Below are 21,315 nucleotides of genomic sequence, written 5' to 3'. Positions count from 1 at the left end.
GACATAATAAGAGCATGCGTCTAGGCGTCCTCGATATCGGTTCGAACACCGTCCACCTGTTATTGGTCGATGCCCACCCGGGTGCCCGGCCCGTTCCGTTTGCCTCGCATAAGCGGCCGCTGTCGCTGGTGGCCTTCCTGGACGGCGACGGGAACATCAACGAGGCCGGCCAGCAGGAGCTGATCGGGTTCATCCGGGAAGCGTGGGCTTTCGCCGGCCAGCACAGCGCCGAGGACATGCTGGCGTTCTGCACGTCCGCTATCCGCGAGGCGGCCAACGGCGACGCCGTGCTGGCCCGCGTGCAGGCTGAAACCAACGTCGCCCTGCAGGAACTGACCGGTCCGCAGGAAGCGGCGATGACCCTGGTAGCGGTCAGGCGCTGGTACGGCTGGGGCGCCGGCACCATTCTGGATCTGGACATCGGCGGCGGCTCGTTCGAAATGGCCATCGGGCATGATGAACAACCGGATGTGGCGGCATCCGTTCCGTTGGGTGCCGGACGGCTGACCCGCGACTGGCTGCCGTCGGATCCGCCCAGCGCCGGCAGCGTTAAGGACCTGAGGCACTACATCAGGGAAACCCTTGCGCCGGCCGTTCAAGAGTTCGACGGCGCAGGGTTCCCTGATCTCGTCGCCGGCACGTCCAAAACGTTCAGGTCGCTGGCCCGGATTACGGGAGCGGCCCCGTCCGCGGCCGGCCCCTACATCCGGCGCGAACTACGCCGTGAAGATCTCTCCCTCTGGACCCAGAGGCTTTCAGCCATGCCGGCCAGCGACCGCGCCAACCTGCCCGGCGTTTCGCTGGTGCGTGCCCCGCAGTTGCTGGCCGGGGCACTGGTCGCGGAGGCAGCGATGGAGATGTTCAACATCAACTCGATGGTGATCTGCCCGTGGGCCCTGCGCGAAGGACTCATCCTTAAGCGTTTCGACCATCTGCTGTACGACAGCGATGCACCGGTTCGCCCGGTGGGCACCGCCCTCGTCCAGAAGGCGCTGGAACCTGCTCCGGCGGTGGAAAGGCTGGACAGCGCGATACCGTAGCCAGTTGCTGGTTAAAGAGAAGGTGCCGGCACAACCTGCGGACGGTTGGGGGAGACATCCGCGGGTTTGCCGGCACCGGATCAGGAGAACTGATCCATAATCACTCGCACCTTTATGAGGTACTCATTACGGTAGGTTCCCTTGTTGGGATATCGCCTTTAAGATGCTGGGAAAAGACTGTGAATCGGTCCCGACACAGAACATGCCGCGGCCAGCGGCTGCGTGATTCAATGGCAACATGACTGCGCAGACTACTGAAAACACCGGCCGGATCGTCTTTCTGGGATGCGGTTCCATGAACGAAGCGGTGCTCGCGGGCCTCTTGGCCGCCGGTACTGCTGCCGCGGATGTGACGGCGACGGTCCGCCGGAGCGAGCGGGCGCAAGAACTGCGCAGCCGCTACGAGGGTTTGACCGTGCTGGCCGAAAACGAGGACGCGCAGGCCAACATCAAGGCGGTCGAGGGTGCCGCGCTGGTGGTGCTGGGCGTCAAGCCGGTCGGCATCGTCGACTTGTGCCGCAGCATTGCGTCCGCGCTGTCGCCGCAAACCGTGGTCATCAGCGTTGCGGCCGCGGTCACAATCGCCACCATGGAGGCTGCGCTGCCCGAGGGCCAGCCGCTCGTGCGCACAATGCCCAACACGCCGCTCAAGGTGGGCCGGGGCGCCGTCGGGCTCTCGGCCGGCAGCAACGTTACCGAGGATCAGCTGGCGGCGGCAGCCGCGGTGTTCACGGGCGCAGGCACCACCGTCATCGTGCCGGAAGAGAATCTTGACGCGGTCTCCGCCATCAGCGGATCGGGCCCGGCCTATGCCTTCTACCTTGCCGAAGCCATGGCGCAAGCCGGTGTGAAGCTCGGCCTTGATCCGGAGCTGGCCATGGTGCTGGCCCGCGAAACCGTGGCCGGCGCTGGCGCCATGCTCGCCCAGGACGGGGCAGACCCAGCGGCGTTGCGCAAGGCGGTCACGAGCCCTAACGGCACCACCGAGCGCGCTATCGCCGCCTTCGACGAGGCTGGGCTGCCGGACATCATCGCCGCCGGTGCGCGTGCAGCTGCGGAGCGTGCCGCGGAGATTTCCCGCGAACTCGCTTAAGGACTACGGCCGCGCCGCGAACCGTTCGAGCAGATCCACATGGCCTGACACAATCAGCATGTCCCGGCTGGACACTTTTGTCTCGGGCCGTGCATAGGTGAAATCCTCGCCGGGCGACTTCACGCCGACCACGGTGATGCCGTATTTGGAACGGACCCCCGACTCGCCGAGGGTGAACCCCTGGGTCTCCTTCGGCGGGTACATCTTCACGATCGCGAAACCGTCGTCGAACTCGATGAAGTCCAGCATCCGTCCGCCCACCAGGTGCGCGGCGCGGCGTCCGGCGTCCGCCTCCGGGTAGATGACGTGGTTGGCGCCGATGCGGGTAAGGATCTTGCCATGCGAGGCGGTAATGGCCTTGACCCACAGGTGTTCGATACCCAGATCCACCAGATTGACCGTGATCAGCACGGAGGACTCGATCGAGGTACCCACACCGACGACGGCGGACGTGAAGTCCTGTGCGCCGAGCTGGCGGAGCGCGTCGATATTGGTGGCGTCGGCTTCGACGATGTGGGTGAGCTGGCCGGACCATTTCTGGACCAGGGCAGGGTCGCGCTCGATGGCCAGGACCTCCCGGCCCTGCTTCACCAGCTGCTCGGCCGTGGCCGCGCCAAAACGGCCCAGGCCCACCACCAGCACCGGAGCGTTATGTGCCGGACGGTTGCTGTTCGACTTGTCAGCCAATGATCGGCCTCTCTTCCGGGTAATGGAACAATTGTCGGCTTTCACGCAAGGCTAGCGCGGAGGCCAGTGTGATAGTACCTACCCGGCCTGCGAACATCAGGGCCGAGAGGATGTACTTGCCCTCAGGTGGAAGCTCGGCGCTGAGATTGGTGCTCAGACCGCAGGTGGCGAAGGCAGAAATCACTTCGAACAGGATGCGGTCCAGATCTTCATCGGTCATCGACAGCAGCATGCCCGATGCCACGGCCACGAACGTTGCCCCCATGACAATGACGGAGATCGCCACGCGCATGGCGCCCTCGGGAACGGTCCGGCCGTAGGCGTTGACGTCCCTGTTGCCGCGCGCCTCGGCGGCAATGGCAAGGAAGACGATGGCGATGGTGGTCACCTTAATGCCGCCGGCGGTCGAAGCCGAGCCACCGCCGGCAAACATCAGCGCATCGGAGAGCAGCATCGTGCTGGGTTCGATATCGTTCATATCCACCAGGTTGAACCCCAGCGAACGGGTCATGACCGACGCGAAGACCGAGTGCAGGACTTTGTCCCAAAGCGTCATGCCGTCGAGCGTGTCCGGGCTGTTCCACTCCAGGGCACCCCAGCCCACGGCACCAATGACCAGCAGGATCAGCGAGACCTGGATGGTGAGCTTGGTGTGCAGGTTCCACCTGCTGAACCGCCAACCGCGTTCGAGCAGGACCATGACAACGGGGAATCCAAGGCTGCCAAGGAAACCCCCGGCCATCAGGGGCAGCAGGATCCATTCATCCGTCTCATAGGGGACCAAGCCATCCGAGTGCGGTGTGAAGCCTGCGTTGTTAAATGCGGAGATGGAGTAGAAGACGCCGTGCCAGACGGCTTCGCCGAACGATTCGCCCAGGATGATGAACCGAGGGATGAGCATCAGGGCCAGGGCCAGTTCGATGAGCACCGAGGTAGTGATGACGATCCGCAGCAACGTGCCGACTTCGCCGAGCCGGCCGGCATTGTTCATGGCCTGCTGGGCGATCAGCTTGCCACGGACGCCCAGGCGTTTGCTCACCATCAGGGCCAGCATGGACGCCAGCGTCAGGGTGCCCAACCCGCCGATGAAGATGCCGAGCAGAATGATCGCCTGGCCGAAGAAGGTCCAGTGGGCGGCCGTGGAGACTACCGTGAGGCCGGTCACGCACACGGCAGAAACGGCGGTGAAGAAGGCGTCATGCAGCGGCGTGATGTTCCCGTCTGCAGCCGCGCCGGGCAACGACAACAGGCCGGTAAAGACCAAGATAACGCCGGCGTAGACGATAAGGGCCAGCCGCGCCGGAGAACTGTTGGCGACGTTGTCGACAAAATCGCGGATGCTCAGCAGGAAGGAGAGCTTCCCTTGCTTCCGATCCTGCCGACTGAACGGCTGGTTGATTGTCATACGGTTCGCTTCTGACGGGTTGGTAGGTTTCTCGGCGGTTGGGGACTTGGTCCTTGCAGTAGTAAATCATCTATCCGCCGTCATCGGGGACGCTAATCATGCACCCCGGCCACCGTTTCGCGTAGCCTGTCCCTGATGCAAGCGAACCCAGCGGCCAGTGTTCCAACTCACGTCATGTGGGATGAATCGATGCTCGCTTACAATTTTGGGCAGCAACATCCCATGTCGCCGATCCGGCTGGACCTGACTGCGCGGCTGTCGGCAGACTTCGGTCTCTTCGACAGGGACAATGTCTCGGTTGTCGCACCCGAGGTCGCCACCGACGAACAACTCCAGACGGTGCACGACGCGGAGTATGTTGCGGCCGTGCATGCCGTCAGCGCCAATCCGGACGCGCCGGATGAGTCCCGGGGGCTGGGCACCGAGGATGACCCGGCTTTTGCCGGGATGCACGAGGCTAGTGCCCGCCTCGCCGGCGGAACGCTGCAGGCGGCGGAAGCCCTGTTGAGCTCGAAGGCCGTGCATGCGGTCAACTTCGGCGGGGGAATGCACCATGCCGCGCGCGACAAAGCCAGTGGCTTCTGCATCTATAACGATTGCGCGCTGGGCATTCAGCGCCTGCTCGACGGCGGCGTCCAGCGCGTCCTGTATGTCGACGTCGATGCGCACCACGGCGACGGCACACAGAACTTGTTCTGGAACGATCCAAGGGTGCTTACCGTCTCCATCCATGAAACGGGCATGTCGCTGTTCCCCGGTACGGGCTTTGCCAATGAGATCGGCGGTCCGGACGCGTTGGGCAGCGCCGTGAACGTGGCGGTCCCGCCGCGCACCGGGGATGCGGCCTGGATGCGAGCCTTCCATGCGGTGGTCCCGCAACTGGCACATGCCTTCAAACCGGAGATCATCGTGAGCCAGCACGGCTGCGACAATCATGCCCGGGACATCCTTAGCAGCGTCCGACTCAGTGTGGACGCACAACGGCAGATGATGCTGGACATTGCGGAGCTGGCGCGTGAGGTGACCGATGACCGCTGGATTGCCACCGGCGGCGGGGGCTACGACATTTTTAATGTGGTGCCGCGTTCGTGGAGCCACCTGGTTGCCATTGTCTCCGGCCAGCCCGTCCCGTTGCGGGCGGAAGTGCCGCAACGCTGGCGGGACTACGTGCTGGAACGCTACGGGCAGACCGCCCCCTTGCTGATGAACGACGACGCCCAGCTTTGGTGGCGCTCATGGGAAGTCGGCTACGACCCCAACGACGCCGTTGACCGCACGGTCATGGCAACCCGCAAGGAAGTGTTCCCCTATCACGGGCTGGACCCTTGGTTTGACTGACCATAACAATTTCCATGCGGTTGCCCGCCACGGACGGCGCGGGGATGCCGCACGGTGTATATGTGGCTAGGGTAATGGAATGGTCATTGATGATGTTTTCGCCGTAATCGCAGAGGGGACACGCCGCGAAATACTCGGCTCCCTGCGTGAGGGCGACAAATCCGTGGGCGAACTGGTCGAGGAACTCGAGGTCAGCCAGCCTACTGTCTCAAAACATCTCAAGGTGCTGCGAGAGGCCGGGCTGGTCTCGATGCGGGCCCAGGGACAGAAGCGTTTTTACGCCCTGCAGACTGACCCGCTGCAGGATGTCGCGGACTGGGTTGCGGGCTTCGGATTAGCGTCGGTAAACCTGCCCGTGGAGGAACCGCTGGCACCTGCCGTGTCACTGGTCACGGCGTCCGCCGCGGAGCTGGACGGCGACGGAGAGAACCAGATACCGCCCCAGCTGGGCCGGTCCCTGGGCCACGCGGCCAACCAGGCCGCCAAACAGGCAGCGGACCTTTTTGCGCACCTGCCGAAGCTGCGGCGCAGCCGCCGAGGCTAGCGCAGAGGGCCGGATTCATTACGCCGCTAGCGGGCGTTATTTCGTTCCCGTTATCATCTTGCCCACCGGGTATGTTTCGATTTGAAGGTTGCGCAGCTGCGTCTTTCAATCACGAGGTTTTTCCGTACATGCACCTGCCCGCACTCCGATAGCTATTGAAGGGACCCACCCCCATGGATGCGAATCTGCTCGAAATCCGGGACGAAGTCTTTCGCCGCAATCCCGGCGAACTTGAATTCCACCAGGCCGTCAACGAGGTTTTTGAAAGCCTGGTCCCCCTCTCGAACAAGCACCCCGAGTATGCAGACGCCGCTATACTTCAGCGCATTTGCGAACCCGAACGTCAGATCATTTTCCGCGTACCGTGGGTTGACGATTCCGGGCAGGTGCAGATCAACCGTGGCTTCCGCGTTGAGTTCAACTCCGCGCTTGGCCCGTACAAGGGCGGACTGCGTTTCCACCCGTCGGTCTACCTCGGCATCGTCAAGTTCCTGGGTTTCGAACAGATCTTCAAGAATGCCCTGACCGGAATGCCCATCGGCGGCGGCAAGGGCGGGGCGGACTTTGACCCGCGCGGCAAGTCCGACGGCGAAGTCATGCGCTTCTGCCAGTCCTTCATGACCGAGCTGTACCGCCACATCGGCGAGTACACGGACGTTCCCGCCGGTGACATCGGCGTGGGCGGGCGTGAAATCGGCTACCTGTTCGGCCAGTACAAGCGGATCACCAACCGCTATGAGTCGGGCGTGCTGACCGGCAAGGGCATCGGCTGGGGCGGCTCCCTGGTCCGGCCTGAAGCCACCGGTTACGGCGCCGTGCTCTTCACCGAGGAAATGCTCAAGACCAAGGGCATGTCCTTCGACGGACAGCGGGTTTCCGTGTCCGGCTCGGGCAACGTGGCCATCAACGCCATCGAGAAGGCACAGGCACTGGGCGCAACCGCCATCACGGCCTCCGACTCCGGCGGCTACATTGTGGACGAGGCCGGTATCGACGTCGAGCTCCTCCGCCAGATCAAGGAAGTCGAGCGCGGCCGTATCTCCGAGTACGCGGAACGCCGTGGCGGGTCCGTCAGCTACGTCGAGGACGGCTCGGTCTGGGACGTCGATGCCGCCGTGGCACTACCCTGCGCCACGCAGAACGAACTGGACGACAAGGCAGCCGCGAAGCTGCTCAATTCCGGACTGATTGCGGTGGCCGAAGGCGCCAACATGCCCTGCACCGCCGAGGCCACGGCGCTGTTCCAGGAAGCCGGTATTCTGTTCGGCCCGGGCAAGGCAGCCAACGCCGGCGGTGTGGCTACCTCGGCCCTTGAGATGCAGCAGAACGCCAGCCGCGATGCCTGGAGCTTCGAGCACACGGAGGAGCGCCTCGCCGACATCATGGTGGGCATCCACGAAAGCTGTGCCGCGACGGCCGACGAATACGGCATGCCGGGCAACTACGTCGCCGGTGCCAACATCAGCGGCTTCCGCCGCGTAGCGGACGCCATGCTGGCCCTGGGCGTCATCTAGGGGAATTTACAGCGAACGACGGCGGGACTCACCAAATGTGAGCCCCGCCGTCGTTGTTTGATGCAGTGCTTGAAGCAGGAACAGCCGCGGTCGTCAGAGACCGGCCGGCAATTTCACATGATCCGGGTTCAGGTCTTCGACCTTGTTGACGCCGAGCAGGCGCATGGTGCGGGCCATTTCGCCGGAGAGGATCTCCAGGGCGCGGTCCACTCCCATTCGCCCGCCGGCCATCAGCCCGTACAGGTAGGCCCGGCCGATCAGGGTGAAGTCGGCTCCCAGCGCGATCGCGGCCACGATATCGCCGCCGCTCATGATGCCGGTGTCCAGCATGATGGACGTCTTGCCTTTCAGTTCCCGCGCCACCTGGCTGAGCAGATGCAGGGGGATGGGCGCGCGGTCCAGCTGGCGTCCGCCGTGGTTCGAGAGCACGATTCCGTCCGCGCCGTAGTCCACGACCTTCCGGGTATCTTCCAGCGTCTGCAGCCCCTTGACCACCAGCTTGCCCTTCCACGTGTCGCGCAGCCAGGCCAGGTCGTCGAAGCTCAAGGTGGGGTCGAACATGGAGTCGATCAGTTCGGAGACGGTTCCCGAGTAGCGCGAGAGCGAGGCGAAGGACAGCGGCTCATGCGTCAGGAAATTGAACCACCAGGCGGGTCGGTAGGAAGCGTCCAGAACGGTCTTTGCGGTCAGCGCCGGCGGGATCGTCATGCCGTTGCGGACGTCGCGCAGCCGGGCCCCGCCCACGGGAGTGTCCACCGTGACCATCAACGTATCCATGCCCGCCTTGGCTGCACGGTCGATCAGCGCCAGGGACTTCTCGCGGTCGGTCCAGAGGTAGAGCTGGAACCAGTTGCGGCCATGCGGCGCGGCAGCGGCGACATCCTCGATGGAAGCGGTGCCCATCGTGGAGAGCGTGTAGGGGATGCCCGCCGCGGCCGCGGCCCGGGAGCCGGCGTACTCGCCCTCGGACTGCATCATCCGGGTAAAACCGGTGGGCGCAATGCCGACAGGAAGCGCCGACCGCTGGCCCAGCACCTCGGTGCTCAAGTCCACGTTCTGGACGTTGCGCAGAATGCCGGGCCGGAACTCCAGGTCCAGGAATGCCTCGCGCGCCCGGTTCAGGGTGATCTCGGCTTCCGCGGCCCCGTCGGTGTAGTCGAAGGGCGCGGTGGGCGTGCGCCGCTTGGCCATCGCACGCAGGTCCCAGATGGTGTTGGCGCGCTGCAACCGGGCGGCGCTGCCAAAGGTAGGCCGCTTGAACTGCATCAGCGGGGCGAGATCTGCAACTTTGGGGATCCGGCGTTTGAGGGCCGGGGGCAATTCTTCATGCATGGCTTAGCTCCCTCGTGGGTGGAAACCTATGTGGTCCAACCACAGCCTAATGCATGTGGTAGGACCACGGCAAGGGCCAATGTGGGAACTGCGGGTGCTGGCAGCGGTGTGCTATGGCCGTGCAGAGGAGGCCGCCGGGATCAGCTGCCGGCACATCGAAGGCTATTATGCCGAGGCCGGCATGGACCCGGGTTCTCCCGGCGGCAGTATGCTCTAACGCTATGGCGCACATTCTGATCGGACTGGACATCGGCGGCACCAAGACCCATGCCATCCGCCTGGAGGACGGCACCATCACTGCCGAAGCCGTGGCGGGCAGTGCCAACGTGCAGAACGTTTCCCGTGAAGCGGCGTCCACCGCGCTGGCCGAAGTTTTCTCTGCCCTGGGCGGCGATGCGGACAGGGTGATCGCCGGGGCCGGCGGGATTGATACAGCGAACGACGCCGGTGCCCTGGCCGCGCTCATCTCGCCTTTTGCGCCGCATGCGGAAATCCGTGCCGTCCACGATTCACGCCTGGTGCTCGCCGCCGGACGGGCCCGCCGCGGCATCGCGGTCATCGCCGGCACCGGATCGGCGGTCTGGGGCACCGACGGCACCGGGAATGAGGCCCGGGCAGGGGGCTGGGGCTATCTGCTGGGGGACGAGGGCAGCGGCTACTGGCTGGGCCGGGAACTGGTCCGGCACGCACTGCGACGCCGCGACCAAGGCCTGGGGCCCGATGCGCTGACACGTGCACTTCTGGCCGACTGCTCGCTGGCGGATCCGGTGGAGCTGATCGCACACTTCCACGGTCCCACCGGCCGTCGCTACTGGGCGCAGCGTTCGCGGCTGATTGTCGAGGCTGCTGCCACGGATCCGGTGGCCGCGGAGCTGCTGGCTGTCGCCGCGAATGATCTGGCGCGGCTCATCCTCCAGGTTGCCGGCCGGTTGGATATTTCGGGGCCAGTGATCCTCGGCGGCGGACTGGGGGCGAACGTGCCGCAACTGGCGGCACGCATTGCCGCCGCTCTTGCCCCGCATGGCATCGACGACGTGCGCCAGCTGGACCGGGAACCGGTCTACGGTGTGGACCTGCTCGACGATCCGGCCGGACGCGCGAGCCGCGCGGTTTCGGACGCGCCAACTCCGGATTCCCGCAAGTCATAATCGTCACAATTGCCGCAGGGCGGAAACCGTGGCTTATGCTCGTGGACATGACAACCCGTTGGTATGCGTATTTTCCGTTGGCTCTGGAGGGGCCTAACGTGACTGCCTAACGGCGTGCGCAACCGACACCTTCAGAGCCAACAGGGCAGAGATCATTCTCTGCCCTTCGCCATTTCCACGGCGGGTTCTGACTGGTTCCCGCCACCATAGGACGGGAAAACCATGAATCCGGTACTCAACGCAGACAAGATCCAGACCAGCAATCTGCGGGTCACCTCCTTCAGCGCACTGCAGACGCCGCAGGAGATCATCGAGGAGCTGCCGGCGACTACCGAGCAGTCCGCCGTCGTTGATCGCGGCCGCGCCGAGATCCGTGCGGTCATGGACGGCGTCGATAACCGGCTGCTGGTGATCGTCGGCCCCTGCTCCATCCACGATCCGGAAGCAGGGCTCGACTACGCCCGGCGCCTGGCCGCGGTGGCCCAGCAGCACAGCTCCGAGCTGCTCATCGTCCTGCGCGCGTACTTCGAAAAGCCACGCACCACGGTGGGCTGGAAGGGCCTGATCAACGACCCACGCCTCGACGGCTCCCATGACGTTGCCGCCGGGCTGCGGACGGCGCGCCGGTTCCTGCTCGACGTAGCCGACCTCGGGCTCCCTGTTGCCACCGAGTTCCTCGAGCCGATCAGCCCGCAGTACATGGCGGACCTGGTCAGCTGGGGAGCGATCGGTGCGCGCACCACGGAAAGCCAGATCCACCGCCAGCTCGCCTCGGGACTGTCCATGCCGATCGGTTTCAAGAACGGGACCGACGGCGGTCTGCAGGTGGCGCTCGATGCCTGCACCGCAGCCTCGGCTGCCCAGACCTTCCTGGGCATCGACGAAGCCGGCCGCGCCGCCATGGTCTCGACGGCGGGGAACGCCGATACGCACCTGATTCTGCGCGGCGGCAATGCCGGACCAAATTACGACGCCGCCAATGTTGTCCGTGCCGCGGAGCTGCTGGCGGAAGCAGGGCTTAACCCGCGGCTGATCGTGGACGCCAGCCACGCCAACAGCGGCAAGAGCCACCACCGGCAGGCAGAAGTGGCGCTGGACGTGGCGGCCCAACTGGAGGGGGCCGGACACAGCGCCTCCGCCATTGCCGGGATCATGCTGGAAAGCTTCCTGGTGGCAGGCGCGCAGAAACTAGATATCGCTGACCAGGCCGCCGACGACGCCGGACTGGTTTACGGGCAGAGTGTGACGGATGCGTGCATGGACTGGGACATGACGGTTTCCACGCTCGCCCAGCTGGCCTTGAGCAGTGTTCAGCGCGCCCGAGTGTCCCGCTGAAAAAGCCAGCGGGATCATGTAACGCTTAATCAACAGGGCAACTTTCACTTTGGTCACTTGGCCCTCTAGAGTGTCTAGCTAGACGGCAATTACTCGCAGGGCAAGGCGGCATGCCGTTCGGCCCAACCGGAGTAAAGGATTTTGGAAATGGCTGAGGAGAAGAATTTCTCGAACGTCCGCTTCTTGACAGTGTCGGAAGTGGCCGAGGTGATGCGTGTTTCCAAGATGACCGTTTACCGGTTAATTCACTCCGGAGAGATGCCTGCTGTGCGTTTCGGCCGCTCCTATAGGGTGCCGGAATCGGCCGTGGAGCAGTATCTTCGCGGTGCCGTTGTGGAGGGCCAGACGGATACCGCTTAGGCGGTTTTGGATCTGGGCAACGGACCGGGCGCCAACGGCCGGTAAATTGTCGCCTGATTTAGGCGGTACCCTGTTAAGGAACGTTTTACGTCATCGTAAGAATCCGCCGGCCACTGCTGTTCTCAAGGGCAAACTGTGGCAGTCGGATGTTAATCGAAGTGAATTTGTGAGGAACTCGTGGGTTCAGTTATTAAGAAGCGCCGCAAGCGTATGGCCAAGAAGAAGCACCGTAAACTGCTTCGCAAGACACGCCACCAGCGTCGCAATAAGAAGTAGAGCTTTCGCTTTACAGCATGCTTCTCGGTCCGCCAGGCAACTGGCGGGCCGTTTGCGTTAAACCCTGCGGGACTCGGACCTGCACTGTGGCGGGGAGACCGCAACGGGCTTGTTCAGCCGCGTGGACCGCGGAACTTGTGCACCCCGCGCCAGAGCCCGTACACGGCGCCGGCGCCGGTGGCAGCTTTGAGCCCCAGGGTTGCAGCCTTGCGGCCGCTGCGGAAGTCGTAGATCGGCCAGTTGCGGTCCCGGGCATGGCGGCGCAGCCTCGCGTCCGGATTGATAGCCACCGGATTGCCCACCAGCGACAGCAGGGGAACATCGTTGTAGGAGTCGCTGTAGGCCCAGCAGTTCTCCAACTCCAGACCCTCCAGCTTGGCGAGTTCGGCGACGGCGTAGGCCTTGGCCGGCCCATGCAGGATTTCACCGACCAGCGCCCCCGTGTAGGCGCCGTCGGCAATTTCCGCCACAGTACCCAAAGCCCCGTCCAGGCCCAACCGGTCCGCGATGACTTCCGCGACCGTCAGGGGAGTGGCGGTCACCAGCCACACTTTACGCCTGGCACGCAGATGCTGATCCGCCAGGGCACGGGTGCCGGGCCAGATCTTGGACGCGATGATCTCGTCATAGACTTCCTCGCCCAGGGCCTTCACATCCGTCACCATCAGCCCCGCACCGAGCGCCATGGCGGTATCGCGGACAGACTGGATGTCTTTGAGGTTTTCCCCGCGCCACAGGAACTTTCCCTGCTTGATGGCGAACCCGGCAACGTCCCGCATCCGGAAGGCACCGCGCTGGTACATCTTGCGCCCCACATGGAACAGGCTTGCCCCGCGCATCAAAGTATTGTCGACGTCGAAAAACGCGGCCCCGGTTTCTGCGCCGGCGGGATCAGGCTTTCGGTGGGCAGGACCTGTGGCGGCTGAGGGCATGTCTCGAGTCTAACGAGCCGAAGGCATCGATGCCGAGCCGCCCTGCGGGTGGAGGGCGGGGCGCTGTCCGGTTATTGACTCCTGACCCGGTGGGGCTACGTTGTTAGCTATGACAGATTCAGCTGCTCCCCGCCCTAGCCATGAACTGGTGCTGCTCACCAAGCCGGACTGCCATCTTTGTGAAGCGGCCCGGGAAACTGTCTCGGCAGTTGCCGATGACCTCGGGCTGGAGTGGCAGGAGAAGTCCATTCTGGAGGATCCGGAGCTGGAGCGGCGGTTCGCCGAGGAGATTCCGGTGGTCATGATCGACGGTGTACAGCGCGATTTCTGGCGCATCGATCCGGAGCGGCTGCGGCGCCTGTTGACGTCCTGATCCAGCAGAGCCAATTGGTTGCCATTTTGCCCACCGCCTAAAGTGGGACTACAGCTAGCAATGGAGAGCCACATCGTGACCACGCAGGATCTTCCCAGTACCGCCGGGAATCCCGAAAGTTCGGGCCGCACTATTCCGCCGGCATCTGTTGCGCGGCTGACGATCTACCTGCGCGCCCTGAACTCCCTGCTTGCCGAGGGCGTGGAGCGTGCCTCGTCGGAGGAACTCGCCGAAGCCGCCGGGGTGAAATCGCCAATGCTCCGCAAAGATCTGTCCTACCTCGGCTCCTACGGCACGCGCGGCGTCGGCTATGACGTGCAGCTGCTGACACGGACCATTTCCGCCCGGCTGGGGTTGACCCAGGAATGGCGCGTTGCCATCATCGGTGCCGGTAACCTCGGCCGGGCACTGGCAGGCTATTCGGGGTTCACCACGCGTGGCTTCGAAGTTGCGGCCATCTTCGATGCTGACCCGTCGATCATCGGAACCGAGATCGGTGGCCTGAAAATCCACAACACGGCCGATTTGGAAACCGTGCTGCACCGGACCGGCGCGAACATGGTGGTGCTGGCGGTTCCGGGCCGCGTGGCACAGGATCTCTGCGACAAGCTCGTCGCTGCCGGGATCACCAGCATCCTGAGTTTCGCCCCCGTTGTGCTGCAGGTGCCGCCGCATGTGCAGGTGCGGAAGGTCGACATGGCCACCGAACTGCAGATCCTGGCCTACCACGCACAACGGGCGCAGGAATCGGAGTTGGACTCCGAAACCCGCGCCCGTAAAGCACAGTAGGGAATGTCAGCGGCCGTAAATGCCGAACTTCCGGGCAGCCACTGCCTTGAAGAAGCTGTTCGAGTTCGGCATGAACAGCAGCACGATGGCGGCGATGCCCAGCAAGACCACCAGCGTTTGAAGCCCGAACGGTATCAGGAAGAACAGCGAAAGCGCGGCGAAGACAGTTCCCGTGATCCGGGCCCAGTTCTTGCCGGCCTTCACGCCGAAGGCCACCATCAGGTAAAGGCCAATGCCGATGAGTGCAGCGATGACGACGCTGATGCCAGCGAATCCGGCTGTCATATCCATGAGTTCCTGCTGGCTGATTTCACCCTCGGACTGCGCGAGCATGTCCCGCAGCGCAGGGTCACGGAACGCCGCTTCCAACTCCGATTCGAGATTAGTCAGGATCAATATCGTGTTGATTGCGGTCAGCACGGCTGCCGCGATGATCAGCCAGAAGGCGATCATGACTTCTTTAGGAGCCTCGGGCTTCCCTGTACCACCTTGGGGCTGGCTGCTCGGGTAGCTGTACTGGCCGGGCTGTGCATTTTGGTACCCGTATGGCGACGGGGTGTTCTGGCCATAGGGCTGTTGTCCGTACGGCTGGTTCTGGCCGTAGGGCGAATTCTGGCCGTAGGGGGAGCTCTGGCCATAAGGAGGGTTCTGCCCGTACTGCGGTGTGTTCTGGCCGTAGGGCGAGTTCTGTCCGTAGCGGGGTGCGACGTCGCCGTTCTGGCCGGACTGTCCCGGTTGCTGGTCCGGTTTCTCGGACGGATTTGGATTGTTTTCGGGAGTGGACATGGTCGCATCCTTCTTCTGTCGATCGACACTGCAGATAGCCGCCGGTACCGCGTTGACAAGGCAGGACAGGACAGCTCCTACTGCAACCCTACAGCGCAGACATACCGGCAGGGACTAGCTCTGAAGGATGATTTTGCCCGGCCGGAACAGCTGTCGCAGCCGGGCAAATCCATGCATCGGATCGGGTAGCTCAGGCCTGCTTGACCAGTGCCGCATCCAGATGGATCTTCACTTTGTCGCTGACCAACACCCCGCCGGCCTCCAGTGCCGCGTTCCAAGTCAGGCCGAACTCCTTGCGGCTGATTTCGGTTTCGCCGGTGAACCCGGCCCTGGTCGCCCCGAACGGATCGACAGCCACGCCGGTGAACTCCACCTCGACTTCCACCGGTTTAGTCACGCCGCGGATCGTCAGGTCGCCGGTGACCGTGTAGTCCTCGCCGTCGCCTTCGACTCCTGTGGCGACGAAAGTCATTTCGGGGTACTGCTCGACGTCGAAGAAGTCAGGTCCCTTGACATGGGCATCGCGGTTGGCATCCCCGGACTCGAAGCTGGCTGTATTGACCGTGGCGTGGAGAGTGGACTCCGCGAGCGACTCGCCAACACGTGCCTCGGCCGTTGCATCGGTGAAACGGCCGCGGACCTTGCTGATCCCGGCGTGGCGGACGGTGAAGCCGATTTCACTGTGCGTCAGGTCGAGATTCCAGACGCCTTGAGCCAGACCTTGGGGCAACGTCATAACGATCTCCTTACGTGGGAAAAACGATTTCATCAGGCTGAGCAGCAGATCTTCACTCAGTGCCCATTCTTGCCACCCCCTCGGCTTTGGGCAATCCCCTTGGCTTTGAGAGAATTAAGACCATGCCCCTATCCACTGTGCATTTACTCCGCCACGGCGAGGTCCATAATCCGGACCGCGTCCTCTATGGCCGGCTGCCTAATTTCCGTCTGTCCGAGCTGGGACGTGAGATGGCCCAGCGGGCGGCGGACTACTTTGCCCAGCGAGCCGAGGACGGTGCCAAGATCAGCTATCTGGTGGCCTCGCCGCTTACCCGCGCACAGGAAACGGCCCAGCCAACTGCCGCTGCGTTGGGCCTGGAGATTGTGACCGACGAGCGGATTATCGAAGCGGAGAACCATTTTGAGGGCCTCTCCGACGTCAAGCGGCACCTGCGGGATCCGCGGCACTGGAGGTACCTGCGCAATCCGATGTTGCCGTCCTGGGGCGAGCCCTACTCCGGACAGGTCGCCCGGGTCATGGAAGCGGTCGAGGATGCCCGGCGCGCCGCCGTCGAACGCGGCGGAGAAGGTGCCGAAGCAGTGCTGGTGAGCCACCAGTTGCCCATCTGGGTGACGCGGCTGGCAGCGGAACAACGCAGGCTGTGGCATGACCCCCGCCGTCGGCAATGCACTTTGACCTCGGTAACCAGTCTGAAGTTCGACGGCGAACGCCTCGTCGGGGTCGAATATTGCGAGCCCAGCGCCGACCTTTTGCCCGGTGCGGCGAATATCCCGGGAGCGTAATAGAATTACTACGCGTTGTAGAAGTGGGATACTTCCCAGCCCACGAAGAAAAGTGTGATTGTGACTGCCCAAACCCCCCAGCCGTTCAACCGCCGTTCCCTGCTCAAGCTTGGTGCGGGACTCGTCTTTGCCCTGCCCCTGGCCGCCTGCACAGTGGAGGACTCCCTGGCCCAGCAGGCCAATGCCGGCGATAACAAAAACTACATCGCCGGGGACGGCTCGGTGACCGAATACGACGCCGCCACCCGCGGCGAACCGGTCCAGCTCTCCGGAAAGCTTTTCGACGGAACCACCGTGGAGGCCGCCGATTTCGCCGGACAGGTCACCGTGCTGAACTTCTGGTACGCCGCCTGCGCACCGTGCCGGCTGGAAGCCCCGGACCTGCAGGCCTTGAGCGAGGAGTTCGCCGACGAGGCGCAGTTCTACGGCGTGAACATCCGCGACGAACGGGCAACGGCCGAAGCCTTTGAACGCAATTTCGGCGTGACCTATCCCAGTTTTCAAGACAAGGACGGCGGCATCCTGCTGGCAATGACCAACTACGTCCCGCCGCAGGCCGTCCCCACCACGCTCGTGCTCGACAAGAAAGGCCGGGTAGCGGCCCGCATCCTCGGCGTCGCTGACAAGGGCACGCTGAAAGCGCTGATCAGAGACACAGCGGCCGCCTGACCGTGGAACTTACTGCGGCCTACGTCCCCCTGAGCATCGGCAGCGCCTTCGGCGATACCGTCCTGAACGGCTCCGTCCTGCTGGCCATCCCCGTGGCCATGCTGGCGGGGCTGGTGTCTTTCCTGTCCCCCTGCGTCCTGCCCCTCGTCCCGGGCTACCTCGGATACGTCACCGGATTGACCGGCGTGGACCTGGAGCGCCAGCGGCGCGGCCGGATGCTTGCCGGCATCGGCCTGTTTGTGCTGGGCTTCTCCATTGTCTTTGTCGCCATCGGGGCGGTGTTCGGGCAACTGGGAGCCTGGCTGAAGGGATCCGAAGCCGCGTGGGTCACGCAGGCGCTCGGCGTCGTCGTTATTGCGATGGGCGTGATCTTCATGGGCGGCCTGTCCTGGTTCCAGCGCGACCGCAAGATCCATTCCCGCCCGCCGGCCGGACTCTGGGGCGCCCCGGTCCTCGGGATGACCTTCGGCCTGGGCTGGGCGCCGTGCATCGGCCCCACCTTCTCCGCCGTCCAGGCGCTGGCCTATTCCGGCGGTGCCGACGCGACCAAGGGTGCCTTCCTGGCCTTTGTCTACTGCCTGGGGCTCGGCATCCCGTTCCTGCTGATCGCGCTCGGCGTGCGGCGGGGCATGGGCGCCATGGCATTCTTCCGCAAGCACCGGCTGTTTCTGCAGCGGGCAGGCGGCGCACTGCTGGTGGTTCTCGGTGTGCTGATGGCCAGCGGGATGTGGGGAACCTGGGTAACGCAATTGCAGGACTGGTTCGCAAATGAAGTGAGGCTCCCAATCTGATGAGCGAAACACCTAAGACTCCCGAGACGCCCACGTCCGAGACGTCTGCTTCCGACGCGTCCCAGACGCCGGGCACGGAGCAGGCAGGGCCTGCCGGCAAGGCGGATGCCGCCCGCGGCTGGGGGCCGGCGAAGAAGGACAAAATGCCTTCGGCGAAGAACGACGTCGCCCTGCCCGCCTTAGGTTTCGTCGGCACCTTGCGCTGGATGTGGACGCAGCTGACGAGCATGCGCACCGCACTGTTTCTGCTGCTGCTGCTGGCCGTCGCCGCGGTGCCGGGCTCGCTGTTCCCGCAGCGGCCGGCGAATCCCGCCGTCGTCACCCAGTACATCACCGACAATCCGGAAACCGGCCCCTGGCTGGACCGTTTCCAGCTGTTCGATGTCTACTCTTCGGTGTGGTTCTCGGCGATCTACCTGCTGCTGTTCATCTCCCTGATCGGCTGTGTGGTTCCGCGTGCCATCCAGCACTGGAAGGCCATGCGTTCCGAGCCGCCGCGGACCCCGCGCCGGCTCTCCCGGCTGCCGGAATACGGTTCGATGGCGCTGCCGTCCGGTCTGGAGGTCACGCGGGAATCCGCCGTCGACGACGCGGCCCGCCTGCTCAAGCGCCGCGGATACCGGGTGGAGGTGCGCGGCAAGGACGGCGCGATGCCTTCCGTTGGTGCCGAGCGCGGCTTCCTGAAGGAAATCGGCAACCTGGTCTTCCACGTCTCGCTGATCGGTGTCCTGGTCTCCGTTGCCGTCGGCGGGCTGTTCGGCTACCGCGGACAGAAAATCATTGTCGAGGGCGAGTCCTTCGTCAACACCTTGGTGGGCTACGACAACTTCTCCCCGGGCAGCAATTTCCACGAGGACCAGTTGGAGCCGTATTCGCTGCAGCTGGACAGCTTCGACGTGGTCTTCGACCGGGAATCGGACACCCACTACGGCCAGCCGCTGGACTTCACCGCGGTCCTGACCACCAAGGAATCACCCGAAGCGGAGCCGGAGCAGCAGACCCTGAAGGTCAACGAACCGCTGTCCATCGGCGGAACGAGCGTGTATCTGGTCGGCAACGGCTATGCACCCGTTGTGACGATCCGCGACGGCGATGGCAACATCGCGCTGCAGGGTCCTGTGGTGTCGGTGCCGAACGACGGTGCCTACACCTCCACCATGGTCATCAAGGTCCCGGACGCCCAGCCCGAACAGCTGGGCTTTGTGGGCTTCTTCCTGCCCACCGCGGTGGAAGGTTCCGACGGCGTGGCCGTAGGCAGCGACCCGGATCCGTTCAACCCGCGGCTGTACCTGAACGGATATTACGGCGACCTCGGCCTGGACGAGGGCGACCCGAAGAACGTCTTTGTGCTCGACACTTCCACCCTGACGTCGATGAGTGACGGCGAGGACGAGGCCGGCGAATTCTCCCTCGGCGCCTACGAAAGCTACGAGTTGCCGAACGGGCTGGGCAGCGTCACCTTCGACGGACTGAAGCGCTACGTCGCCCTGGACATCGACCACGACCCGGGCCAGGCCGGCGCGCTGGTGTTCTCAACGCTCGCCATCATCGGCCTGAGCGCCTCCCTGTTCATCGGCCGCCGCCGCGTCTGGGTCCGCGCCGGTACCCACGAGGACGGCCGGACCATGGTTGAGTGGGGACTGCTGGCCCGCGGCGAAGACCCCAGGCTGGAAGGCGAATCCGCGGCCCTGCGCAAACTCTTCGAGAAGGAATGGCTGGCCAACCAGGACCAGCAGGCAGACAATAACAAAAGCGCCGTCGGCGTAAAGAACTCCTAAGGATCCCCTCCAATGCCCTCCATTGACGAGACGCTCGGCCAGTACAGCGAACTGTTCATCCTGCTGGCTGCCATGGCATACACCGTGGCGTTCATTGCCTTCTGCTGGGACCTGGCAACCTCCAGCAAGACCATCCGGTCGGTCGAATCCCGTCTGGCCCGCGAACAGTCCGAGCAGAAGGTCCTGGCCGGAGCAGGCGGTGGGGCAGCGGCCGGTTCCGCTGGAAATGCAGGGGCGGACACCTCCGTCGAGACGGCAGACGAAGCCATGGTGTACACCAAGGAACGCCGTGTTGCCGCGCGTATCGGCGTCGCCATTACCATCGTGGCTGCTCTGGTCCACGCGGCCGGAGTGATTTCACGGGCCATCGCGGCGCACCGCGTGCCGTGGGGCAACATGTACGAGTTCTGCACCACCGGCGGCTTGGTTGTCGCCGTCGTATTCCTGCTGGTCCTCACCCGCAAGGACGTACGCTTTCTGGGCTCGTTCGTTATCGGCCTGGTTGTCATCATGCTGTGCGCGGCTGCGATCGGTTTCCCGACGCCGGTGGCCCACCTGGTGCCCGCGCTGCAGAGTTACTGGCTGATCATCCACGTCTCGATCGCTGTGATCGCCTCCGCTTTGTTCACCCTGACTTTCGCCATGTCCGTGCTGCAGTTGCTGCAGGCCAACCGGGAAGCCCGCGCTCGTGCCGGCCAACCGGAGCGCATGGGCTTCCTTCGCCTCGTGCCGTCGGCCTTGTCGCTGGAGAACTTCGCCTACCGGGTGAATGCCATCGCGTTCGTGCTGTGGACCTTTACCCTGATGGCGGGCGCCATCTGGGCCGAAAAGGCGTGGGGCCGTTACTGGGGCTGGGACACCAAGGAAGTCTGGACCTTCGTGATCTGGGTGGTCTACGCCGGCTACCTGCACGCTCGCGCCACCCGCGGCTGGACCGGAACCCGGGCCGCCTGGCTGTCCATCGTCGGCTACCTCTGCGTGGTCTTCAACTTCACCATCGTGAACGTCTTCTTCTCCGGACTGCACAGCTACTCCGGAATTCAGTAAGCGGATCTCCACTGGCTTTCTAAACGGGACCTGTGCATTGGGCAACCAACGCAGGTCCCGTTTCTTGTATTGGCCGGAAGGCGGCGCTGTGCTTCAGCTCGACGCCGGCCATGACCTACCTGAACGCGTAGGAACGCTACCTTCGGCACGTTCTGGCCGAGGCTTCCGCGGAGACTGCGCCGCTGTGAATCCGGCGGCCAGAACGCGGGGCACCGAGGCGACGGCGCAGCACGCCGTCCAGCAGTCCCGCTGCCAGCACTCCCGTTGCATAGGAAACCAGGTCCAGCATGCCGAATGTGGTGCCGAAAACCAGGCGCGCCGGTGGGAAGATTTCGCCAAGTGCGGCGGGCAGGGGCGATAGCTGAAGGAGTTCGACGGCGGTGCATACCGCTAATGCGGCGGCCGAGATGAGTACGCTCGGATTCCGCGAAGCCACGGCGGCCACCAGCAGGTAGATCAGCACCGCGTAGAGCGCATCGCCGGTGTGGTTGGTCCAAGTGCCACTGCCCACGAACCGGACCAGCAGCCCCGCAGCGATAGTCAGCGCTGCGCCGGCG

Annotated in this window: 23 protein-coding genes; 16 read left to right on the top strand and 7 right to left on the bottom strand. The window is 64.2% G+C overall.

All coding sequences use genetic code 11. The annotated features are described in order from the left end of the window. The first annotated feature begins 14 nt into the window (after positions 1 to 14). Together AC20117_RS02590 and proC are read left to right on the top strand one after the other, a co-directional pair. Positions 15 to 1,040 (top strand): Ppx/GppA phosphatase family protein, encoded by a 1,026-nt coding sequence (locus tag AC20117_RS02590; RefSeq protein ID WP_074701112.1) that lies wholly within the window; start codon positions 15 to 17, stop codon positions 1,038 to 1,040. Between the two features lie 238 nt (positions 1,041 to 1,278). Then, a complete protein-coding gene (gene proC / locus AC20117_RS02585) occupies positions 1,279 to 2,133 on the top strand; it encodes a pyrroline-5-carboxylate reductase (RefSeq protein ID WP_074701113.1) in 855 nt (284 codons plus the stop codon). 3 nt (positions 2,134 to 2,136) lie between these two features. Here the strand turns inward: proC and AC20117_RS02580 are convergent, their stop codons facing one another. Together AC20117_RS02580 and AC20117_RS02575 are read right to left on the bottom strand one after the other, a co-directional pair. Next, positions 2,137 to 2,775 (bottom strand): potassium channel family protein, encoded by a 639-nt coding sequence (locus tag AC20117_RS02580; RefSeq protein WP_413542043.1) that lies wholly within the window; start codon positions 2,773 to 2,775, stop codon positions 2,137 to 2,139. 37 nt (positions 2,776 to 2,812) lie between these two features. After that, positions 2,813 to 4,225: a TrkH family potassium uptake protein gene (locus AC20117_RS02575; RefSeq protein WP_074701115.1), complete on the bottom strand. Its 1,413-nt coding sequence runs from the start codon at positions 4,223 to 4,225 to the stop codon at positions 2,813 to 2,815. Positions 4,226 to 4,360: 135 nt separating this feature from the next. On the opposite strand from AC20117_RS02575, the gene AC20117_RS02570 reads away from it, so the two are divergent. The 3 genes from AC20117_RS02570 to gdhA all read left to right on the top strand — a co-directional run bounded on the left by AC20117_RS02570 (position 4,361) and on the right by gdhA (position 7,621). After that, complete coding sequence (locus AC20117_RS02570) at positions 4,361 to 5,563, top strand: acetoin utilization protein AcuC (protein WP_074701116.1); 1,203 nt, start codon at positions 4,361 to 4,363, stop codon at positions 5,561 to 5,563. Between the two features lie 79 nt (positions 5,564 to 5,642). Further along, positions 5,643 to 6,107, top strand: a complete 465-nt coding sequence (locus tag AC20117_RS02565; protein ID WP_074701117.1) for an ArsR/SmtB family transcription factor — start codon at positions 5,643 to 5,645, stop codon at positions 6,105 to 6,107. Positions 6,108 to 6,280: 173 nt separating this feature from the next. After that, entirely contained in the window at positions 6,281 to 7,621 is a 1,341-nt protein-coding gene (gene gdhA / locus AC20117_RS02560; RefSeq protein ID WP_074701118.1) for an NADP-specific glutamate dehydrogenase, read from the top strand. Between the two features lie 93 nt (positions 7,622 to 7,714). Here the strand turns inward: gdhA and AC20117_RS02555 are convergent, their stop codons facing one another. Continuing rightward, a complete protein-coding gene (locus tag AC20117_RS02555; protein ID WP_083339769.1) occupies positions 7,715 to 8,953 on the bottom strand; it encodes an alpha-hydroxy acid oxidase in 1,239 nt (412 codons plus the stop codon). Positions 8,954 to 9,174: 221 nt separating this feature from the next. Between AC20117_RS02555 and AC20117_RS02550 the strand changes: the two genes are divergently transcribed. The 4 genes from AC20117_RS02550 (at position 9,175) to AC20117_RS02535 (ending at position 12,072) form a co-directional block, all read left to right on the top strand. Beyond that, positions 9,175 to 10,101 (top strand): N-acetylglucosamine kinase, encoded by a 927-nt coding sequence (locus AC20117_RS02550; RefSeq protein WP_083339770.1) that lies wholly within the window; start codon positions 9,175 to 9,177, stop codon positions 10,099 to 10,101. A 222-nt stretch (positions 10,102 to 10,323) separates the two neighbouring features. Further along, positions 10,324 to 11,436 (top strand): 3-deoxy-7-phosphoheptulonate synthase, encoded by a 1,113-nt coding sequence (locus AC20117_RS02545; RefSeq protein WP_074701120.1) that lies wholly within the window; start codon positions 10,324 to 10,326, stop codon positions 11,434 to 11,436. Between the two features lie 147 nt (positions 11,437 to 11,583). Beyond that, positions 11,584 to 11,796 (top strand): helix-turn-helix domain-containing protein, encoded by a 213-nt coding sequence (locus AC20117_RS02540; RefSeq protein ID WP_074701121.1) that lies wholly within the window; start codon positions 11,584 to 11,586, stop codon positions 11,794 to 11,796. A 177-nt stretch (positions 11,797 to 11,973) separates the two neighbouring features. Further along, positions 11,974 to 12,072, top strand: coding sequence for a 30S ribosomal protein bS22 (locus AC20117_RS02535; RefSeq protein WP_003792170.1), 99 nt, complete (start codon positions 11,974 to 11,976; stop codon positions 12,070 to 12,072). A gap of 113 nt (positions 12,073 to 12,185) precedes the next feature. On the opposite strand, the gene AC20117_RS02530 is transcribed toward AC20117_RS02535, so the two are convergent. After that, entirely contained in the window at positions 12,186 to 13,004 is an 819-nt protein-coding gene (locus tag AC20117_RS02530) for an HAD family hydrolase (RefSeq protein ID WP_074701122.1), read from the bottom strand. A gap of 109 nt (positions 13,005 to 13,113) precedes the next feature. Here AC20117_RS02530 and AC20117_RS02525 point away from each other — a divergent pair, with 109 nt between their 5' ends. Together AC20117_RS02525 and AC20117_RS02520 are read left to right on the top strand one after the other, a co-directional pair. Next, complete coding sequence (locus AC20117_RS02525; RefSeq protein WP_074701123.1) at positions 13,114 to 13,377, top strand: glutaredoxin family protein; 264 nt, start codon at positions 13,114 to 13,116, stop codon at positions 13,375 to 13,377. A 75-nt stretch (positions 13,378 to 13,452) separates the two neighbouring features. After that, positions 13,453 to 14,166, top strand: coding sequence for a redox-sensing transcriptional repressor Rex (locus AC20117_RS02520; RefSeq protein ID WP_074701124.1), 714 nt, complete (start codon positions 13,453 to 13,455; stop codon positions 14,164 to 14,166). A 6-nt stretch (positions 14,167 to 14,172) separates the two neighbouring features. On the opposite strand, the gene AC20117_RS02515 is transcribed toward AC20117_RS02520, so the two are convergent. Both AC20117_RS02515 and AC20117_RS02510 read right to left on the bottom strand, forming a co-directional pair. Continuing rightward, positions 14,173 to 14,952 carry an ABC transporter permease family protein gene (locus tag AC20117_RS02515; RefSeq protein WP_074701125.1) on the bottom strand — a complete coding sequence of 260 codons (780 nt, stop codon included), beginning with the start codon at positions 14,950 to 14,952 and terminating at the stop codon, positions 14,173 to 14,175. A gap of 190 nt (positions 14,953 to 15,142) precedes the next feature. Next, the gene (locus tag AC20117_RS02510) at positions 15,143 to 15,688 is read right to left on the bottom strand and encodes a YceI family protein (protein ID WP_074701126.1); all 546 of its coding nucleotides are present in this window, start codon (positions 15,686 to 15,688) and stop codon (positions 15,143 to 15,145) included. Between the two features lie 122 nt (positions 15,689 to 15,810). On the opposite strand from AC20117_RS02510, the gene AC20117_RS02505 reads away from it, so the two are divergent. The 5 genes from AC20117_RS02505 (at position 15,811) to ccsB (ending at position 20,758) form a co-directional block, all read left to right on the top strand. Then, positions 15,811 to 16,473: a histidine phosphatase family protein gene (locus AC20117_RS02505; RefSeq protein WP_074701127.1), complete on the top strand. Its 663-nt coding sequence runs from the start codon at positions 15,811 to 15,813 to the stop codon at positions 16,471 to 16,473. 54 nt (positions 16,474 to 16,527) lie between these two features. Next, a complete protein-coding gene (locus AC20117_RS02500) occupies positions 16,528 to 17,142 on the top strand; it encodes a TlpA family protein disulfide reductase (RefSeq protein WP_074701128.1) in 615 nt (204 codons plus the stop codon). A gap of 98 nt (positions 17,143 to 17,240) precedes the next feature. Further along, positions 17,241 to 17,933 (top strand): cytochrome c biogenesis CcdA family protein, encoded by a 693-nt coding sequence (locus AC20117_RS02495; protein ID WP_418202250.1) that lies wholly within the window; start codon positions 17,241 to 17,243, stop codon positions 17,931 to 17,933. Positions 17,934 to 18,076: 143 nt separating this feature from the next. Next, positions 18,077 to 19,711, top strand: a complete 1,635-nt coding sequence (resB, locus tag AC20117_RS02490) for a cytochrome c biogenesis protein ResB (RefSeq protein ID WP_074703274.1) — start codon at positions 18,077 to 18,079, stop codon at positions 19,709 to 19,711. Between the two features lie 12 nt (positions 19,712 to 19,723). Then, on the top strand, positions 19,724 to 20,758 hold the full coding sequence (gene ccsB, locus AC20117_RS02485; RefSeq protein WP_074701129.1) for a c-type cytochrome biogenesis protein CcsB: 1,035 nt from the start codon (positions 19,724 to 19,726) through the stop codon (positions 20,756 to 20,758). A gap of 136 nt (positions 20,759 to 20,894) precedes the next feature. Here the strand turns inward: ccsB and AC20117_RS02480 are convergent, their stop codons facing one another. After that, positions 20,895 to 21,269 (bottom strand): ribosomal maturation YjgA family protein, encoded by a 375-nt coding sequence (locus tag AC20117_RS02480; protein WP_236777424.1) that lies wholly within the window; start codon positions 21,267 to 21,269, stop codon positions 20,895 to 20,897. Positions 21,270 to 21,315: the final 46 nt, after the last annotated feature.

The sequence above is a fragment of the Arthrobacter crystallopoietes genome (assembly GCF_002849715.1).
In the GTDB taxonomy this organism is placed as follows: Bacteria; Actinomycetota; Actinomycetes; order Actinomycetales; family Micrococcaceae; genus Crystallibacter; species Crystallibacter crystallopoietes.
The sequence above is the reverse complement of the archived record's forward strand: the minus strand, read 5'-3'. Positions and strand labels throughout refer to the sequence as shown.

Bases quoted from the DNA above. Each gene is read 5' to 3' on its own strand.
- AC20117_RS02590 (WP_074701112.1), top strand. From the start codon at position 15: ATGCGTCTAGGCGTCCTCGATATCGGTTCGAACACCGTCCACCTGTTA.
- proC (WP_074701113.1), top strand. From the start codon at position 1,279: ATGACTGCGCAGACTACTGAAAACACCGGCCGGATCGTCTTTCTGGGA.
- AC20117_RS02575 (WP_074701115.1), bottom strand. From the start codon at position 4,225: ATGACAATCAACCAGCCGTTCAGTCGGCAGGATCGGAAGCAAGGGAAG.
- AC20117_RS02570 (WP_074701116.1), top strand. From the start codon at position 4,361: ATGCAAGCGAACCCAGCGGCCAGTGTTCCAACTCACGTCATGTGGGAT.
- AC20117_RS02565 (WP_074701117.1), top strand. From the start codon at position 5,643: ATGGTCATTGATGATGTTTTCGCCGTAATCGCAGAGGGGACACGCCGC.
- gdhA (WP_074701118.1), top strand. From the start codon at position 6,281: ATGGATGCGAATCTGCTCGAAATCCGGGACGAAGTCTTTCGCCGCAAT.
- AC20117_RS02555 (WP_083339769.1), bottom strand. From the start codon at position 8,953: ATGCATGAAGAATTGCCCCCGGCCCTCAAACGCCGGATCCCCAAAGTT.
- AC20117_RS02550 (WP_083339770.1), top strand. From the start codon at position 9,175: ATGGCGCACATTCTGATCGGACTGGACATCGGCGGCACCAAGACCCAT.
- AC20117_RS02545 (WP_074701120.1), top strand. From the start codon at position 10,324: ATGAATCCGGTACTCAACGCAGACAAGATCCAGACCAGCAATCTGCGG.
- AC20117_RS02540 (WP_074701121.1), top strand. From the start codon at position 11,584: ATGGCTGAGGAGAAGAATTTCTCGAACGTCCGCTTCTTGACAGTGTCG.
- AC20117_RS02530 (WP_074701122.1), bottom strand. From the start codon at position 13,004: ATGCCCTCAGCCGCCACAGGTCCTGCCCACCGAAAGCCTGATCCCGCC.
- AC20117_RS02525 (WP_074701123.1), top strand. From the start codon at position 13,114: ATGACAGATTCAGCTGCTCCCCGCCCTAGCCATGAACTGGTGCTGCTC.
- AC20117_RS02515 (WP_074701125.1), bottom strand. From the start codon at position 14,952: ATGTCCACTCCCGAAAACAATCCAAATCCGTCCGAGAAACCGGACCAG.
- AC20117_RS02510 (WP_074701126.1), bottom strand. From the start codon at position 15,688: ATGACGTTGCCCCAAGGTCTGGCTCAAGGCGTCTGGAATCTCGACCTG.
- AC20117_RS02505 (WP_074701127.1), top strand. From the start codon at position 15,811: ATGCCCCTATCCACTGTGCATTTACTCCGCCACGGCGAGGTCCATAAT.
- AC20117_RS02495 (WP_418202250.1), top strand. From the start codon at position 17,241: ATGCTGGCGGGGCTGGTGTCTTTCCTGTCCCCCTGCGTCCTGCCCCTC.
- resB (WP_074703274.1), top strand. From the start codon at position 18,077: ATGCCTTCGGCGAAGAACGACGTCGCCCTGCCCGCCTTAGGTTTCGTC.
- ccsB (WP_074701129.1), top strand. From the start codon at position 19,724: ATGCCCTCCATTGACGAGACGCTCGGCCAGTACAGCGAACTGTTCATC.